At 63.1% G+C, this 16,096-nt stretch carries 18 protein-coding genes; 3 read left to right on the forward strand and 15 right to left on the reverse strand.

Features of this window, described 5'->3' with window-relative positions; all coding sequences use genetic code 11:
* Positions 1-62: 62 nt before the first annotated feature.
* Complete coding sequence (locus AC56QP_RS03415; RefSeq protein ID WP_127412982.1) at positions 63-602, reverse strand: MerR family transcriptional regulator; 540 nt, start codon at positions 600-602, stop codon at positions 63-65.
* Here AC56QP_RS03415 and AC56QP_RS03420 point away from each other — a divergent pair.
* Complete coding sequence (locus AC56QP_RS03420; protein WP_489860934.1) at positions 601-783, forward strand: hypothetical protein; 183 nt, start codon at positions 601-603, stop codon at positions 781-783. The genes AC56QP_RS03415 and AC56QP_RS03420 overlap by 2 nt on opposite strands.
* Before the next feature lie 37 nt (positions 784-820).
* On the opposite strand, the gene AC56QP_RS03425 is transcribed toward AC56QP_RS03420, so the two are convergent.
* From AC56QP_RS03425 to AC56QP_RS03445, 5 genes are all read right to left on the reverse strand, one after another.
* Positions 821-1,144 (reverse strand): integration host factor subunit alpha, encoded by a 324-nt coding sequence (locus AC56QP_RS03425; RefSeq protein ID WP_111545727.1) that lies wholly within the window; start codon positions 1,142-1,144, stop codon positions 821-823.
* Positions 1,145-1,247: 103 nt separating this feature from the next.
* The gene (locus AC56QP_RS03430) at positions 1,248-2,219 is read right to left on the reverse strand and encodes a beta-ketoacyl-ACP synthase III (protein ID WP_489860933.1); all 972 of its coding nucleotides are present in this window, start codon (positions 2,217-2,219) and stop codon (positions 1,248-1,250) included.
* A gap of 9 nt (positions 2,220-2,228) precedes the next feature.
* Positions 2,229-3,299 carry a phosphate acyltransferase PlsX gene (gene plsX / locus AC56QP_RS03435; RefSeq protein ID WP_489860932.1) on the reverse strand — a complete coding sequence of 357 codons (1,071 nt, stop codon included), beginning with the start codon at positions 3,297-3,299 and terminating at the stop codon, positions 2,229-2,231.
* A gap of 113 nt (positions 3,300-3,412) precedes the next feature.
* Complete coding sequence (locus AC56QP_RS03440) at positions 3,413-3,961, reverse strand: YceD family protein (protein WP_489860931.1); 549 nt, start codon at positions 3,959-3,961, stop codon at positions 3,413-3,415.
* A gap of 11 nt (positions 3,962-3,972) precedes the next feature.
* On the reverse strand, positions 3,973-4,515 hold the full coding sequence (locus tag AC56QP_RS03445; RefSeq protein ID WP_489860930.1) for a ubiquinol-cytochrome C chaperone family protein: 543 nt from the start codon (positions 4,513-4,515) through the stop codon (positions 3,973-3,975).
* A gap of 115 nt (positions 4,516-4,630) precedes the next feature.
* On the opposite strand from AC56QP_RS03445, the gene AC56QP_RS03450 reads away from it, so the two are divergent.
* Positions 4,631-5,146 (forward strand): outer membrane protein assembly factor BamE, encoded by a 516-nt coding sequence (locus AC56QP_RS03450; RefSeq protein ID WP_489860929.1) that lies wholly within the window; start codon positions 4,631-4,633, stop codon positions 5,144-5,146.
* A 308-nt stretch (positions 5,147-5,454) separates the two neighbouring features.
* Here AC56QP_RS03450 and AC56QP_RS03455 read toward each other — a convergent pair whose 3' ends face one another.
* Entirely contained in the window at positions 5,455-7,596 is a 2,142-nt protein-coding gene (locus AC56QP_RS03455) for a sodium-translocating pyrophosphatase (RefSeq protein ID WP_489860928.1), read from the reverse strand.
* Positions 7,597-8,319: 723 nt separating this feature from the next.
* Between AC56QP_RS03455 and AC56QP_RS03460 the strand changes: the two genes are divergently transcribed.
* Positions 8,320-9,099: a glycosyltransferase family 25 protein gene (locus AC56QP_RS03460; RefSeq protein WP_489860927.1), complete on the forward strand. Its 780-nt coding sequence runs from the start codon at positions 8,320-8,322 to the stop codon at positions 9,097-9,099.
* An 82-nt stretch (positions 9,100-9,181) separates the two neighbouring features.
* On the opposite strand, the gene AC56QP_RS03465 is transcribed toward AC56QP_RS03460, so the two are convergent.
* The 8 genes from AC56QP_RS03465 to AC56QP_RS03500 all read right to left on the reverse strand — a co-directional run bounded on the left by AC56QP_RS03465 (position 9,182) and on the right by AC56QP_RS03500 (position 16,066).
* On the reverse strand, positions 9,182-9,931 hold the full coding sequence (locus tag AC56QP_RS03465; RefSeq protein WP_091578128.1) for an ABC transporter permease: 750 nt from the start codon (positions 9,929-9,931) through the stop codon (positions 9,182-9,184).
* The gene (locus AC56QP_RS03470; RefSeq protein ID WP_489860926.1) at positions 9,928-10,866 is read right to left on the reverse strand and encodes an ABC transporter ATP-binding protein; all 939 of its coding nucleotides are present in this window, start codon (positions 10,864-10,866) and stop codon (positions 9,928-9,930) included. Before AC56QP_RS03470 ends, AC56QP_RS03465 begins: the two co-directional genes overlap by 4 nt.
* Positions 10,863-12,029 carry an ABC transporter permease gene (locus AC56QP_RS03475; RefSeq protein ID WP_489860925.1) on the reverse strand — a complete coding sequence of 389 codons (1,167 nt, stop codon included), beginning with the start codon at positions 12,027-12,029 and terminating at the stop codon, positions 10,863-10,865. The genes AC56QP_RS03470 and AC56QP_RS03475 overlap by 4 nt, the downstream gene beginning before the upstream one ends.
* A gap of 55 nt (positions 12,030-12,084) precedes the next feature.
* On the reverse strand, positions 12,085-12,996 hold the full coding sequence (osmF, locus tag AC56QP_RS03480) for a glycine betaine ABC transporter substrate-binding protein OsmF (RefSeq protein ID WP_489860924.1): 912 nt from the start codon (positions 12,994-12,996) through the stop codon (positions 12,085-12,087).
* 177 nt (positions 12,997-13,173) lie between these two features.
* A complete protein-coding gene (locus AC56QP_RS03485; RefSeq protein ID WP_489860923.1) occupies positions 13,174-14,391 on the reverse strand; it encodes an MFS transporter in 1,218 nt (405 codons plus the stop codon).
* Complete coding sequence (nusB, locus tag AC56QP_RS03490) at positions 14,388-14,795, reverse strand: transcription antitermination factor NusB (RefSeq protein ID WP_489863698.1); 408 nt, start codon at positions 14,793-14,795, stop codon at positions 14,388-14,390. The genes AC56QP_RS03485 and nusB overlap by 4 nt, the downstream gene beginning before the upstream one ends.
* 98 nt (positions 14,796-14,893) lie before the next feature.
* Positions 14,894-15,349, reverse strand: coding sequence for a 6,7-dimethyl-8-ribityllumazine synthase (locus AC56QP_RS03495; protein ID WP_489860922.1), 456 nt, complete (start codon positions 15,347-15,349; stop codon positions 14,894-14,896).
* A 99-nt stretch (positions 15,350-15,448) separates the two neighbouring features.
* Positions 15,449-16,066 carry a riboflavin synthase gene (locus tag AC56QP_RS03500; RefSeq protein WP_489860921.1) on the reverse strand — a complete coding sequence of 206 codons (618 nt, stop codon included), beginning with the start codon at positions 16,064-16,066 and terminating at the stop codon, positions 15,449-15,451.
* Positions 16,067-16,096: the final 30 nt, after the last annotated feature.

Below are 16,096 nucleotides of genomic sequence, written 5' to 3' on the forward strand. Positions count from 1 at the left end.
GTAACGCGTCACCCGCAGGCGGGTTCCGGTTTTCGGGATATCACCGGCGCTTCGGGCGCCGGTCAGCGCACCTGGTCGAGCAGCCGCTTGCATTCCAGGAGGTCGAACAACGCTTCCTGCAGCAGGGCGCGATTGTCGCGCGAGAGTTTCGACGCATCCGGCTGGACCGGACCTTCCTCATCGCTCTTGCCGAGACCAAAAAAGCGCCGGCTTGGCTTTACGCGCGGTTGGCCAACCAGTTCGTCATCCATGCCGCGCGGCTGGGCTGCCGGTGTCAGTGGCACTTGATCGGCCTGCCTACGCTGCGAGATCGCCTCGACGGCGGCCATGTCGCCATTGCCGATGGCGACGAGGAAATGATTGCCATTCTCGCGCAACAGCTTTTGCACGCCCTTGATGGTGTAGCCCTGGTCGTAGAGCATGTGCCGGATGCCCTTGATCAGTTCGACATCCTGCGGCCGGTAGTAACGACGGCCGCCACCGCGCTTCATCGGCTTGATCTGGTTGAAACGCGTTTCCCAAAAGCGCAGCACATGCTGCGGCAGGTCGAGATCCTCGGCGACCTCGCTGATTGTACGGAAGGCGTCAGGGCTCTTGTCCATGGGCGAAATCCTCACGCTGGAGCGTGATCCGGAACGGTCTTCAGACGAGATCACGCTCACCAAAGAGAGAAGCTCATTCCGTTTCCGCGGAATGGATCATACGCAGAACACCAATCCAGCCATGCTGCCGAATCGGGCCTTATTTCAGCGGTTTGTGAAGCAATATTCAAGCCCGGCGTGATGACGGGGTCGGTTTTCAACCGCGCAGTAGAACGAGACTACTTGCCGCCTTTGGCCTTTCCGCTTTGATGAGACCGCAAAATGCGGCTCTTCAACACGTTCGACGATTTGAAGGTCATCACCCGGCGCGGCAGGATCGGCACCTCTTCGCCGGTCTTCGGGTTGCGGCCGATGCGCTCGTTCTTGGAACGGACGTGGAATGTCGCGAAGGACGACAGCTTCACCGTCTCGCCACGAACGATCGCTTCGCAGATTTCGTCCAGAACCGCTTCAACGAGTTCAGCCGATTCAGTGCGTGACAGGCCGACCTTTCGGTAGACGGCCTCGGCAAGGTCGGCGCGCGTAAGTGTCTTTCCCCCCATGCGACCGTCCCATCAGCTCAAAACATAAAATTCGGCACAACAACGGCAGAGCCTAAGTAATTGATCCGGCAAGGTCAAGGACCGAAACCGGACCGTTCGGCACTTACCAGCGAACGAGAACAGCGCCCCATGTGAAGCCGCCACCCATCGCTTCCAGAAGCACGAGATCGCCCTTCTTGATGCGCCCGTCGGCGACGGCAACCGAAAGCGCCAGCGGCACGGAAGCCGCCGAGGTATTACCGTGCAAATCGACCGTTACCACCACCTTTTGCTCTTCTATCCCGAGCTTCCTGGCGGAAGCGTCAATAATGCGTTTATTGGCCTGGTGGGGCACGAACCAGTCGAGATCCGCGGCGGTGATGCCAGCTTGCGAGAACGTCGCCTCGATAACGTCGGTGATCATGCCGACCGCATGCTTGAAGACTTCGCGGCCTTCCATCCTGAGATGGCCGACGGTCCCCGTGGTCGATGGCCCGCCGTCGACAAAAAGCTTGTCCTTGTGCGTGCCGTCGGAGCGCAGGCTGGCCGCCAGAACGCCGCGGTCGGCGATCGTGCCTGCGCCCTCGCCCGCCTCGAGCACCAGCGCGCCCGCGCCGTCGCCGAACAGCACACAGGTCGAGCGGTCGCTCCAGTCGAGGATGCGCGAGAATGTTTCCGAGCCGATCACCAGCACGCGCTTGGCCAAGCCGCCACGGATGTAGAGGTCGGCGGTTGTCACGGCATAGACGAAACCGGAACAGACCGCCTGCATGTCGAAGGCAAAGCCGTGATGCATGCCGAGCCGGTTCTGGATCTCGACCGCGGTGGCCGGAAAGGTGTTGTTGGGCGTCGAGGTCGCCAGCACGATCAGATCGATGTCATCGGGCGTCAGGCCCGCATTGGCAAGTGCGGCGCGCGCGGCCGCTTCACCCAGCGAGGCCGTCGTCTCGTCGTCACCCGCGATGTGACGCTGGCGGATACCAGTGCGCTGGGCGATCCACTCGTCCGAGGTTTCGACCATGCCTTCGAAATCGGCATTCTTCATGATGCGGCGGGGCAGCGCGGCGCCCGTGCCGCGCACGACTGATCTGATCAATGCTCTTTCCTATTCCTTCGCGTCGGTAACGACGTCGGATTTCCTAGATGTCATGGCATGCGGGTTGCGCGCATGAAACAGGTCCAGATCGGCCTCGATGCGGTCAAGCAAATTGTTGCGCACCATGTCGTAGCCGAGCTCGATCGCCGCGGCGAACCCGTCCGAATCGGCCCCGCCATGGCTTTTGACGACGATGCCGTTCAGCCCCAGGAAAACACCGCCGTTGGAGCGGCCGACGTCCATCTTTTCGCGCAGGCGGTCGAAGGCCCCCTTGGCGAAGACATAGCCGATCTTGGCCATCAGGGTGCGGCTCATCGCGGCGCGCAGGTAACCTGCTATCTGGCGCGCGGTGCCTTCCGCGGTCTTCAGCGCGATGTTACCGGCGAAGCCTTCAGTGACCACCACGTCAACCGTACCCTTGCCGATATCGTCGCCCTCGACAAAGCCGTGATAATTCATCGAGGCCATATTGGCCTCGCGCAGCATGCGTCCCGCTTCCTTGACCTCTTCCTGGCCCTTGATCTCCTCGACGCCGACATTGAGCAGGCCAACCGTCGGCCGGGCGATGCCGAACACGGAGCGCGCCATGCCGGTGCCGAGAATGGCAAAATCAATGAGTTGGTGCGCGTCGGCACCGATGGTGGCGCCGACGTCCAGCACCACGCTTTCGCCGCGCAATGTCGGCCAGAGTGCCGCGATCGCCGGGCGATCGATGGTCGCCATGGTGCGCAGGCAGAATTTCGACATCGCCATCAGCGCGCCTGTGTTGCCGGCGGAGATACAGGCATCCGCCGCGCCCGACTTGACCGCTTCGACCGCCTTCCACATCGACGACTTCCAGCGGCCGTGGCGCAGCGCCTGGCTCGGCTTGTCGTCCATCCTGACCGCTACCTCGCAATGGATGAACTCGCTGACATCGGCCAGCTTGGGAAACTTGGCCAGTTCAGGGCGCACCGCATCCTCGCGCCCGTAGATGACGAACCGGATGTCGGGACGGCGGGTCGCGACCGTCATGAGCGCCGGAATGACCACGGCTGGTCCGTGATCGCCGCCCATGGCATCGATGGAAATCCTGATCACGCGGTATTCATCTCACGGTTAGGCGGCAGGTCGCTTTAGCGATCGCGAAGGTTCGGCGAAAATAACGGTTTTGGGCTGCCGCACAACCGACTTTTCCGTCGCGGGCGAGGTTTTCAGGATTTTCCAAGCAAGGATCGCAGTTTTTGCTGAAATTCATTTTCCGCCGGTTCGATCTCTCCGCCGGCATCCAGCGATGCGCCCTGCTTGCGCGGATAAGGGTCGATGGCCAGCCCGAAGAACTGCTCGGCGAGCGCGCCGACATCGATCGTGTCGCCGGAAAATGTTTCCGGGCTGTCAGGACCGTCCGCATCGATCAGGATCTCGCCGCCGCCATCGAAACCCTGCCGTCCGAGCTTGGAGTCATCCGGCAGGAACAGCGCCTCGATCGCCTCGTCGATATGCGCTTCGACAGGCTCGAGCGTGACGATGCAGGCCTGGGTTATGTCGGCCTCGACGCGGCCGCTGACTTTGACGCCGTTGCGCTTCCATGGCTCCACCAGGAGCTCCACGCGATAGGTTTCGACCGACAGCAGGTCATGCTCTGCGGCAAGAGCCGCGCGTTGGGCAGCGTCGGCGGTGATGACCACCGGCAGCCCCTTGTGCGGCAAGCGGGCGACATTGGCGATGAAGGACACCGGGCCTTGTGGTTCTGCATGTTTCATCGCTGCCTCCTTCAGTCTGCCTTGGCGGTTGGAAACGTCACCGTACCGGAGAGAATCGATTCGGTCGGCTGAGCGGCAAGATGCGTTGCCGCATCGGCGACATAGAGGGCCAGCCGTGACGCCTGCGGCCAGGCGCCGGCGTCGGGCCGGACATTGCGGGCAAGGGCAGCGGTGAGCCCGTCGTGGTCGTTTCGCTGCAGGGCATCATCATAAGCGGCGGTTCGGCCATAGAACATCTTCGCCAGCTTTTTCATGCGTTTGGGCACGCCGACGTCGCCAATGCCCAACTCCCGCAGCGAATGATCGACGTCGAGGAAGAACTCATCGATCAGCACCTGGGCGACCTCTTGGGCCGCACCGCCTTCGCCGCGCAACCGGTGCTGGAACAGGAACATGTGCAGCGACAGCATCTCGAAGCGACCAAGCGGCGTGTCGGGTACATTCCAGTGGGAATAAAACACAGTCTGCCGCGCCGCCGCCACGATTTGTGCGTAAAGCGCCTCGGTGATGGCGCGGTTGGCATGGCGTTCGCGGCCAAAAAGGCGCTGGAACATTGGGGATGGTCTCCCGGGACCGTTTGTTTAGTTGGCCTTGTTGCATCGGCAGGCAAGCTGGTTTACCGGTTTTGCGGCCCAGCGCAAGTTGCGGCGATATAATGGAGAATTGTTGTTGCGCGCGCTGAATTTCAAGTCGTCCTTCTCGTCCAGGCCCGCCGGTGCGATCACGCTGCTGCTCGCCGTTTCGGCGCTGTCGGCGTGCCACACCAACAAGATGATCGGTGACCTAAGCCCGAGCGAGACGCTGACGCAGGGCTATGTCATCGACCAGCAGGCGATTGACCTGGTGCCGGTCGGATCGAGCCGCGAACAGGTGCTTCTGGCACTCGGTACGCCGTCGACCACGGCGACGTTCGACAACGAGGCCTTCTACTACATTTCCCAGACGCGCAAGCGCTACGTCGCCTTCGACAAGCCCAGGCTCATCGACCAGCATGTGCTGGCGGTCTATTTCGGCCCCGACGGTCGCGTCACCCAGATCGCCAATTACGGCTTGAAGGACGGCAAGATGTTCGACTTCATCGCGCGCACGACGCCGACCGGCGGCAAGGACCAGAACTTCCTCAGCCAGATCATCAACGGCGCCAGCAAGCTGGCGCCCGGCATTCCCGGCGGCGGCACTCCCTGATCCTCGGACCTGCCTTCCCGGGTCCTCCAGGAAGCAGCAACATCTCAGGCAACTAAAAACCCGCGGGAGCGATCCCGCGGGTTTTGTTATGACCAGACGGAGCGGTCCTGGCGGCATGCTAAACAGCAAGGGGAGTGGCTTCCCCATGGCCATCCCGTGAACCGAACCTGAAGGAAATGCCTGCGCTCGAATGCAAGCATTTCCTGGAGCCGACAAAGAGAAGAGCTGAAGGGTCCGCACCTCATTCGCCTCAACAAAAACCCGCGGGATCGCTCCCGCGGGTTTTGACTTTGAGCGTTGGACGCCGTTCAGCCGTGCGCGAGCACGGCGAGCAACAACAGCGCGACGATGTTGGTGATCTTGATCGCCGGGTTGACGGCCGGGCCGGCGGTGTCCTTGTAGGGATCGCCGACCGTGTCGCCGGTGACCGAGGCCTTGTGCGCCTCGGAGCCCTTGAGATGCTTGACGCCGTCCTTGTCGACAAAGCCGTCCTCGAAGGACTTCTTCGCGTTGTCCCAGGCGCCGCCACCCGAGGTCATCGAGATGGCGACGAAGAGGCCATTGACGATGACACCAAGCAGCGAGGCGCCAAGTGCCGCAAAGGCGGAAGCCTTCGAACCCGAGATCAGCAGCACGCCGAAATAGACGACGAGCGGCGCCAGCACCGGCAGCAGCGACGGGATGATCATTTCCCGGATCGCCGCCTTGGTCAGAAGATCGACCGCGCGCGCATAGTTCGGCTTCGAGGTGCCAGCCATGATGCCCGGATCCTCGCGGAACTGCTTGCGCACTTCCTCGACGATGGCACCGGCGGCGCGACCGACGGCTGTCATGGCGATGCCGCCGAACAGATACGGGATGAGGCCGCCGAAGATCAGGCCGGCGACGACGTAAGGGTTGGAGAGGTCGAAGGAAATCTCGCCCATGCCCTGGAAGTAAGGATATTTGTCGCCATTGGCGGCAAAGAACTTCAGGTCGTTCGAGTAGGCGGCGAACAGCACCAGTGCGCCGAGGCCGGCCGAACCAATGGCATAGCCCTTGGTTACGGCCTTGGTGGTGTTGCCGACCGCGTCGAGCGCGTCGGTGGAATGGCGCACTTCCTTGGGCAGACCGGCCATTTCGGCAATGCCGCCGGCATTGTCGGTCACCGGGCCAAAGGCGTCGAGCGCGACAATCATACCGGCCAGGCCGAGCATGGTGGTGACCGCGATCGCGGTACCATAGAGGCCGGCCAGCTGGTAGGTCGAGATGATGCCGCCGACGATGACGATCGCCGGCAGTGCCGTCGATTCCAGCGAGACCGCAAGGCCCTGGATGACGTTGGTGCCGTGACCGGTCACCGAGGCCTGGGCGATGGAGTTCACCGGGCGCTTGCCGGTGCCGGTATAATATTCGGTGATCACCACGATGAGACCCGTCACCAGGAGGCCGATCAGGCCGCAGATGAACAGGTTCTTGCCAGTGATGACCATGCCGGCGACGGTGCCGATCTCGCCCCAGCCGAGGCATACCGAAGTGGCAACGCCAAGACCGACGATGGACAACAGGCCGGTGACGATCAGCCCCTTGTAGAGAGCACCCATGATCGAACCGTTGGCGCCGAGCTTGACGAAGAAGGTGCCGACGATCGAGGTCAGGATGCAGGCGCCGCAGATGGCCAGCGGATAGAGCATCGCGGCTCCGAGAACGGCGGTGCCGCCGAAGAAGATGGCGCCAAGGACCATGGTGGCGACGACCGTCACCGCATAGGTCTCGAACAGATCGGCGGCCATGCCGGCGCAGTCGCCGACATTGTCGCCGACATTGTCTGCGATGGTGGCCGGATTGCGCGGATCATCTTCCGGAATACCTGCTTCGACCTTGCCGACCAGGTCGCCGCCGACGTCAGCACCCTTGGTGAAGATGCCGCCGCCGAGACGGGCGAAGATCGAGATCAGCGAGGCGCCGAAGCCGAGTGAAACCAGCGAGTCGATGACGATGCGGTCGTTGGGCTGAAGGCCCATGAAATGGGTCAAGACAAGGTAGTAGATCGACACGCCGAGCAAGGCGAGGCCCGCCACCAGCATGCCGGTGATGGCGCCCGACTTGAAAGCGATGTCGAGGCCGGCGGCGAGGCTGTTGGAGGCCGCCTGCGCGGTGCGCACATTGGCCCGCACCGAAACGTGCATGCCGATGAAACCCGCGGCGCCGGACAGAACGGCGCCGATCAGGAAGCCGATCGCGGCGGTGATCGAAAGCAGCCACCAGGCGAGCACGAGCACGACCACGCCGACGATGGCGATGGTGGTGTACTGGCGCGCCAGATAAGCTTGCGCGCCCTCGCGGATGGCCGCGGAGATTTCCTGCATGCGTGCATTGCCCTGATCGGCCGCAAGAACCGAACGTGTCGCCCAGATGGCGTAAAGGACAGAAAGCAGACCGCAGGCGATGACGGCGGAAATAATTGTCATTGCCGGATTTTCCTCGATTGATGGCCCAAAAGAACCCCTCCCTGGGCCGTTGAGACAGAGACCGGATTCCGCAGGCGGAATCCGACCCTTCGCAGCGGTGTATGCGAAACAGGGCTCGGAACGTCAAGATATTGTTCGGTTTTTGCCCGGCTTTCGCCGTAATGCTTTCGTGCAAACCGATTGAATTGCATTCAGGCCGCGCCGTGCCCGGCGCTGAAGGGCTTGTCGTGGCCCTGAAAGCGCGCCGCTCGGCGTCCAGCCACCAAGCGACCTGCTCGTCCGTCGGCCCGTCAGATCAGGCGGCATGTCCTGAACTTTGTCCCAGCCGCGCGCGGCGAAAAAGAGTCTATCGCCTTGTGGTCCTGCCAGTAGTCGCGGAGGAAGGCTGGCCAGCACCGGGCACAGATGTTCGGGCGACACCCAAGAGACCTGGTAATTCTTACCGCGCCGTGGGCGTCCCAAGGGCAGGCTGTTGCGTCAGATTCTGGGGATGTTCGCGAGGGCCTCCGCAAAGGTACGGGCCATAGCTTTTTGCTGTCCTATTATGCTCTTGGAGCACGCCAACCTGGCCCAATGGCCGCGACCACAGTGGCGCTCAGGGAAGGTTTAGCGCGCCCGTATACAATTTCGACAGGCGACAATAACTGATGGTCAACTTTCCGCATAAGTATAGAGCGCATATAATTCTTTTATGCCCGGGGGGGGTCGGTAGTGAGGTGTCTGGTGATCAATCTTGACCGATCAATTGATCGGCTCGCTGACGTCACGGCAGAATTTTCCCGCATTGGAATTCCTTTTGAACGCGTTGCAGCTGTCGATGCGACTGCCGGGGCTCCGTTCATCGCGGCCCCGCTCACCGAGGGGGAAATCTGTTGCTTCCTTAGCCACCGCCTCTGCTGGCAAAGGATCGCCGATGGCCCTGATCGGTATGGCGCAGTCTTCGAGGATGACGTTGTTTTCAGCCACGACGCCGGAGCAATGCTTGCCGATGATACCTGGGTTCCGCGAGACGCAGACGTGGTCAAGCTCGAAACATTCTTTGGGCGGGTGAGGATTGGGAGCCAGTCCGTTCAAGTTAAGAATGGATACTTCACAACGCGGCTGTTCGGACAGCACCTGGGCGCGTGCGGGTATCTGATTTCTAAAAAGGCCGCCCAAAAACTGCTCAAGGACACGAAGCGCCTCAAGGCAGCGGTCGATCTCGCGCTCTTCAGTCCAAACGAGATGACGACCGCACGCAACACCACCTACCAGTTGATGCCCGCGCTCTGCGCCCAGGCCCAGTTCGTTTCTGAAAGCGGCGGCCCTGCGACCTTGATCCAATTCGCTCGGCCGCCCCACAGAAACAAGCGGGTCATCGACAGAATCCAGGCAGAGGCGACTCGCGGCTTTGGATATCTTCGGAACAGAAACTTCTTGGCTACGAAGAAGGTCGATGCCGTGCCGTTGCGTTTTCCGTTGGCGGCGCACGCCGATATGGATACCGCGCCCGTGCCCGCTTAGAATAGAAATGTTGCGCAAATGAACGGAGTCAAACCTCCAAGATTTAGAACTGCTTCCTGCTGACGCCAGGTGAGATCGTAAACTACGCTGTCTCCCTGCCCATGCGGCGCGCGGTATAGCGTTCGACCGCCGACAGCCCGTCATAAATGAGCACGGCAAGTGCCGCCACGATCAGGCCGCCCTGAAGGATGAAGGCGAGGTTGTTGGACAACAGCCCAGCGATGATCACCTCGCCCAGCGTCTTGGCGGCCACGGTCGAGCCGATGGTGGCGGTGGCAAGGCCGATGACAACCGACAGCCTGATACCGCCGAGTATGATCGGGGCGCTGAGCGGCAGCTCGACCTTGACCAGTCTTTGCCAGCCGGTCATGCCGGCGCCGCGCGCCGCCTCCATCACATTGGCCGGCAGCGTCGTCAGGCCGGTCAGTGCATTCTCGAAGATCGGCAGCAGGCCATAGAGAAACAACGCGATCAATGTCGGCTTTTCGCCAAAGCCGACCGCCGGCACCGCAAGCGCCAGCACCGCCACCGGCGGAAAGGTCTGGCCGATATTGACCAGGCTGCGCGATAGCGGCAGGAACTCGGCACCGGCGGGCCTGGTGACCAGGATGGCAAGCGCCACCGCAACGATGGTTGCCGCCATGGTGGCGATCAGCACGATGCGCAAATGCAACAGCGTCAGGGTCAGCAGGCTGCCCTGGTTATAGATCACCGGGGCGTTGTTCTCGGTCAGCGGCTTCAGCAGCGGTTCGAACCAGCCGGGATTGGTGAGGAAGGCGACGAGCAGCACGACCAGGGCCAGTCGCAGCAGCGCCGGAAGCCAGGCTTTCATGCCGGCCTCGCCGAGCGTTTGACCAGACCGTCGAGGGTGACGCGGCCGAGCGGCTTGCCGTCGGCGCCTTTCACCGGCAACGCCGGCCGGCCCGACCACAGCAATTCCGCCAACGCATCGCGCTGGCTGGCATCGCCGGGGATCGCCTCGCCATCAGCGGTGCCCTTCTCCACCGCGTCGCGCACCCGGCCGAGCGACAGCAGCCGAAACGGCCGTTCGCTGGCGCCGACCAGGGTCTCGACGAAGGCATTGGCCGGTCTCGCCAGGATCTCGGCGGGCTTGGCGTATTGCACGAGCTTGCCGGCATCCATCACGGCGATCTTGTCGCCCATATGCACGGCCTCCTCCATGTCATGGGTGACAAGGATGATGGTGGTGCCGAAGCGCTTCTGGATCGTCAGCAGGTCTTCCTGCGCCTTGGTGCGAATGATCGGATCGAGGGCGCCGAACGGCTCGTCCATCAACAGCACGTTGGGCTCGGCGGCGAGCGCGCGGGCAACGCCGACGCGCTGCTGCTGGCCACCGGAAAGCTCGTGCGGGTAGCGCGGGCCAAACGCCTCGGGATCGAGCTGGTAGAGCGTCATCAGCTCTTCGACGCGGGCCTTGATGCGGGCCTTGTCCCAGCCGAGCAGAACCGGCACGGTGGCGATGTTCTGCGCCACCGTGCGATGCGGAAACAGGCCGTGGCCCTGGATGGCATAGCCGATGCTGCGGCGCAGTTCATAGCCAGGCAGCGAGCGGTTGTCGGCGCCGTCGAGCTTGATGACGCCAGCGGTCGGCTCGACCAACCGGTTTATCATGCGAAGCAGCGTCGTCTTGCCGGACCCGGACGTGCCGACAATGACGGCGATGGTGCGCGGCTCGATGACCATCGAGACGTCGTCGACCACCGTTGTCGCATCGTAGCGCTTGGTAATGCCTTCGATCTCGATCATGCCGGGCTTGCCTCGCGTCGTCTGGTGGAGGTCATTTCGATCACCGCGTCGAGTATGATGGCGGCGGCGAAGGCGAGCGCGACCGTCGGCACCGCGCCGAGCAGCACCAGATCCATCGCCGTCTGGCCAACGCCCTGGAAGACGAACACGCCAAAGCCACCGCCGCCGATCAGCGCGGCAATCGTTGCAAGGCCAATGTTTTGCACCAACACGATGCGGATACCGGTGAGGATCACCGGAAAGGCCAGCGGAAACTCGACGCCGAACAGACGTTGCCTGTCGGTCATGCCCATGCCGCGGGCAGCGTCATTGGCGGCGCGTGGCACGCCGGCGAGGCCGACCACCGTGTTGGCCACCACCGGCAGCAGTGAATAGAGGAACAAGGCGACGAAAGCCGGCGCGGTGCCGATGCCGCGAATGCCGAGCGCCGCAGCCCCCGGCACATGTGACGCGATCCAGCCGAGTGGCGCGATCAGCAGCCCGAAAAGCGCGATCGAGGGAATGGTCTGGATGATGTTGAGCACGTTGAGGACGCTCGCACGCAGCCTCTCGACGCGATGGCAAAGGATGCCGAGCGGCAGGCCGATGATCACCGCGGCAAGCAGCGAACCGAGTGCCAGCGTCACATGCTTGGAACCTTCGGCCCAGAAGCTGTCGGCGCGGTTGGCGTATTCCTTGAGGATGGACAGGTCGTTCCAGCTTCCCGAAATCAACAGCAGACCGACCGCCGCGCTAGCCACTACCAGCACGCCGACGCGGCCCCAGGGGGAAAGCTCCAGCCTCGTCAGAACGTCGGCCAGCAAGAGCGTGAAAGCAAAGATGAGGATCCAGAAGCCCGAGGCCGGCGAAATCCTCGTAAAGGTGTTGCCGGCAGGCGTGAGGAACGTGCCGGCGACGCCGATCAGCAGCGCGAGCGCGGCAAGTGCCGCCACGCTGGCGGCAAGGCGCAGCATCAGCGGCGTCTTGAACAGCGCGACAAGTGCGGCAGCGATAATGATGGCGAGCAGCAATGGCCCGGTGGCTGGCGGCAACGCCTCGATAATCGAACGCGCCTGGCCGGGAACGATGCGGTTGGCACGGAACGTGGCAAAGGGCGCGGCGAAAGCCGCGTAGGCTGCTATCGCGGCGATGACCACGCCGAGCTTGTCGAAGCGGATTGGCACGCCCTCCCCCGTCAGTCGTTCCGGCGCGCCACGAATGCGGCGCGCCGGAATCGCTCTACTTCAGGAAGCCGTTCTTCTTCAGGAAGTCTTCGGCAACGCCCTTGACCGGCTCACCGCCGACCTGGACGCGGCCGTTCAGCTCCTGCAGCGTGACGAGGTCGAGCTTGGCGAAGACCGGCTTCAGCAGCGTCTCGATCTCGGGATGCTGCTTGAGCACCGCTTCGCGGATGATCGGCGCCGGCTGGTAGACCGGCTGCACGCCCTTGTCGTCGTCGAGCACGACGAGACCGGACGGCGCGATGCCGCCATCGGTGCCGTAGACCATGGCGGCGTTGGCGCCGCTAGTCTGGTTGGCGGCCGCCGCGATGGTCGCCGCCGTGTCGCCGCCTGAGAGCGTGATCAGTTGCTCGGGTTTCAGCGTGAAGCCATAGGTGGTTTGGAAGGCCGGAAGCGCTGCCGCCGAATTGACGAATTCTGCGGAAGCCGCCAGCACCACCTGGCCGCCGCCAGCGACATACTTGCCGAAGTCGGAGAGCGTGGCGAGCTTGTTGGTTTCGGCAACCTCCTTGCGCAGCGCGATCGCCCAGGTGTTGTTGGCTGGCGACGGCGACAGCCAGACTATCTTGTTGGCGTCATAGTCGAGCTTCTTGGCCGTCTCATAGGCCTTGGCGGCATCCTTCCAGACCGGGTCGTCGGCCTTCTCGAAGAAGAAGGCGGCATTGCCGGTGTATTCGGGATAGATGTCGATCTCGCCGGCGGTGATCGCCTTGCGCACCACCGGCGTGCCGCCGAGCTGGATGCGGTCGGTGGTCTTGATGTTGTTGGCGTTGAGAACGAGCTGGATGATGTTGCCGAGCACGCCACCCTCGGTGTCGATCTTCGAGGAGACAACCACCTGGGCGCTCGCGGAGGCAGCGGTGATGCCGAGCGCAAGCGCCGCGCCGGCCAGAGCCTTGATCGAAAACATAGTGAAATCCCCTTGCAATGAACCGAAATTCGGTAGCCGCATATGAGCATGGCCCAAACGCGCCGTCGGGGCATACGGTTTCATAAGAACAGGGATCGGCGCAATAATTTTGTTCGGGCGTCGACGCCTTCGCCGAGTCCATCCTGACAGCATCGTGTCAAGCAAAGCGATCCGGGGTCAGGCGCCGGCTCTGCGAGTGCCCGTCAGCTTCAGCGCGCCGAGGGCCACGAAGCACAGAACGGTGACCGGAAAGATCATCCAGTTCAGCATTTCCCAGCCCCAGGCGTTGTAGACCATGCCCGACATCAGCGAAGCGCAGGCCACAGAGCCGAACAGGACGAAGTCGTGGAAACCTTGCACCTTGCCCTTTTCCGACGGCCGGTAGCTGGCCGCCACCATCGCCGTGGCGCCGATGAAGCCAAAATTCCAGCCAAGGCCGAGCAGGATCAGCGCCGTCCAGAATTGCCACAGCGCCAGACCCGACAAGGCGACAATGGCGCAGCCGGTCAACAGGATCAGGCCGATGGCCACGATCCGCTCGGCGCCGAAGCGATGGATCAGCGAGCCGGTGAAGAAGCTCGGTGCGAACATGGCCATGACGTGCCAGGAAATGCCCAGCGTCGCATCGTCTTCCGACAGGCCGCAGCCAACCATGGCCAGCGGGGCGCCGGTCATGACGAAGCTCATCAGCGCGTAGCTGCCGACCGCGCAGAACAATGCGGCGACGAAACGCGGCCGCGTGACGATTTCAGCCAACGGCCTGGCGTCGCTGTCGGCGATTTCCGCTTTCCCTGTTGCCTTCGCCGGCAGTCGCAGGAACGACAGGACGATGGCGCCGACCGCGGCCAGCGGCAGGATGGAAGCGAACGAGCCGGCAAACATCACCGGCGCGAACAATTCGCGGGTGAAGATGACGATCTGCGGCCCTAGGATGGCGGTGACGATACCGCCGGCCAGCACGAAAGAGATGGCGCGCGCCTTGAACGCCGGTGGCGCGTTGTCCGCGGCGGCAAAACGGAACTGCTGGACGAAGGCACCGCCGACCCCGATCAGCAGCAGGCCGAAGGCAAACAGCCAGAAGCTGCCATGGAAAAGCGCCAGGGTGGCGACCAGCCCGCCAAACGCGGTAACGACAGTGCCGGTCATGAAGCCGCCGCGCTGGCCCAGCCTGCGGATGATCGCCGCTGCCGGCAGCGCGCCGAGCGCCACGCCGAGGTTGAAGCCGGTGATCGGCGCCGTCGCCAGCGACTTGTCGGCGGCAAGCAGATATTGCCCGGCCAGCGCACCCATGGAGATGGCGATGGGCGCAGCCGAGCCAACGATCGCCTGCGAGGCGGCGAGGATCAACGCGGTGCGACGCGCCTCCTTGCCTGCCTCGACGGCGATTGCCGTCATGATGCGTCCTTGCCGCGCCCTTCGCCACGCACCCGGCGTGACACGCGGTCGAGTACGGCGTTGACCAGCTTCGGCTCGTCTTCCTCGTAGAAGGCCTTGGCGATGTCGACATACTCGGAAACGATGACTGCGACGGGCACGTCCTCGCGCTTCATCAGTTCGTAGACGCCGGCGCGCAGGATGGCACGCAGTGTCGAGTCGAGCCTTGACAGCGGCCAATCCTCGGTCAGCGCCTGGCGGATGATCGGATCGACGGTCTTCTGGTTCTCGACGACGCCGGAGAGAATGGCGCGAAACCATTGCGCATCGGCCTCGCGGTAGAGCGCCCCGTCAACTTCCTTGCCGAGGCGAAAGGCCTCGTATTCGGCTGTGATCTCGAAGACACCGCTGCCGGCGACATCCATTTGGTAGAGTGCCTGCACGGCAGCCAGACGGGCAGCGCCACGCTTGTTGGCCTGGCGCACCGGCGGTCGGTCCTTGTCTCCGGATTGCGTCACGCCGTTCAGGCTCCGAGCCGTTTCTTCACCGCGATCATGGTCAGTGCGGCACGGGCCGCAAACCCACCCTTGTCGCCTTCCGTGCGCCGGGCGCGGGTCCAGGCCTGTTCGTCGTTCTCGGTGGTCAGGATGCCGTTGCCTATGCAGACGGCCTCCTGCACGGACAAATCCATCAGGGCGCGCGCCGATTCGTTGGCGACGATGTCGAAATGATGCGTCTCGCCGCGGATCACGGTGCCGAGCGCAACGTACCCGTCATACTCGGCACCCTCGCCTTCGGCGGCGTCGAGTGCAAATGAGATCACAGCCGGAATTTCCAGCGCACCCGGCACGGTGACGACATCGTACTTGGCGCCTGCCTCATCCAGCGCGGCCTTGGCGCCGTCGAGCAGCGCATCCGCCAAATCGTCATAGAAGCGCGCTTCAATGATCAGCAGCTTGAGTTTCTTGTTCCTGGGCATTTTGGCTCACGTTTCCGGCGGAGCCGGTGACTTAGGCCGAAGCCGACAAGTTCGCAAGCTTTCCGAAGGTGACCCTGGGTCGAAATTCCAGGCAGTCGCTCAAAACCCTTCCTTCGCGGCCTCGACAAGGCGTGCCGCGTAGCGGGCCATGGTGTCGATCTCAAGATTGACGCGGTCGCCGACCTTGCGCTCGCCCCAGGTGGTCACGGTCAGCGAGTGGTGGATCAAAAGCACGTCGAAGCGCGTGCCTTCCACCCTGTTGACGGTGAGCGAGGTGCCATCGAGCGCGACCGAACCCTTGGGCGCTATGAACTTCGCCAGGTCGCGCGGCGCCTCAAGCGTGAAGCGCACTGCATCGCCCTCATCCTTGCGCTCGATGATCTCGGCCATTCCGTCGACATGACCCGAAACGATGTGACCGCCGAGTTCGTCGCCGATCTTCAGCGCCCGCTCCAGGTTGATCCGCGTGCCCGATTTCCAACCTATCGCCGTCGTCAGTCTGAGCGCCTCTTCCCAGGCCTCGACTTCGAACCAGCGCGCGTTCGAGCCACTGTCTGGCAAGGCCGTAACTGTCAGGCAGACACCGGCGCAGGAGATCGAAGCGCCGATGGCGATGGTCTGAGGGTCATAGGCCGTGTCGATGCGCAGCCCCACCCCTTCCCTGAGCGGTTTGACGGCCGCGACAGTGCCGACATCGGTGACAATCCCGGTGAACATCAGATCCTATCTTTCCGATTGACCACGATC

The organism is Mesorhizobium sp. RCAM 05104 (genome assembly GCF_059683645.1).

Coding starts and splice junctions, on each gene's coding strand:
- AC56QP_RS03420 (WP_489860934.1), top strand. CDS start 601: ATGGGCGAAATCCTCACGCTGGAGCGTGATCCGGAACGGTCTTCAGAC.
- AC56QP_RS03415 (WP_127412982.1), bottom strand. CDS start 602: ATGGACAAGAGCCCTGACGCCTTCCGTACAATCAGCGAGGTCGCCGAG.
- AC56QP_RS03425 (WP_111545727.1), bottom strand. CDS start 1,144: ATGGGGGGAAAGACACTTACGCGCGCCGACCTTGCCGAGGCCGTCTAC.
- AC56QP_RS03440 (WP_489860931.1), bottom strand. CDS start 3,961: ATGAAACATGCAGAACCACAAGGCCCGGTGTCCTTCATCGCCAATGTC.
- AC56QP_RS03445 (WP_489860930.1), bottom strand. CDS start 4,515: ATGTTCCAGCGCCTTTTTGGCCGCGAACGCCATGCCAACCGCGCCATC.
- AC56QP_RS03455 (WP_489860928.1), bottom strand. CDS start 7,596: ATGACAATTATTTCCGCCGTCATCGCCTGCGGTCTGCTTTCTGTCCTT.
- AC56QP_RS03465 (WP_091578128.1), bottom strand. CDS start 9,931: ATGAAAGCCTGGCTTCCGGCGCTGCTGCGACTGGCCCTGGTCGTGCTG.
- AC56QP_RS03470 (WP_489860926.1), bottom strand. CDS start 10,866: ATGATCGAGATCGAAGGCATTACCAAGCGCTACGATGCGACAACGGTG.
- osmF (WP_489860924.1), bottom strand. CDS start 12,996: ATGTTTTCGATCAAGGCTCTGGCCGGCGCGGCGCTTGCGCTCGGCATC.
- AC56QP_RS03485 (WP_489860923.1), bottom strand. CDS start 14,391: ATGACGGCAATCGCCGTCGAGGCAGGCAAGGAGGCGCGTCGCACCGCG.
- nusB (WP_489863698.1), bottom strand. CDS start 14,795: ATGGATGTCGCCGGCAGCGGTGTCTTCGAGATCACAGCCGAATACGAG.
- AC56QP_RS03495 (WP_489860922.1), bottom strand. CDS start 15,349: ATGCCCAGGAACAAGAAACTCAAGCTGCTGATCATTGAAGCGCGCTTC.
- AC56QP_RS03500 (WP_489860921.1), bottom strand. CDS start 16,066: ATGTTCACCGGGATTGTCACCGATGTCGGCACTGTCGCGGCCGTCAAA.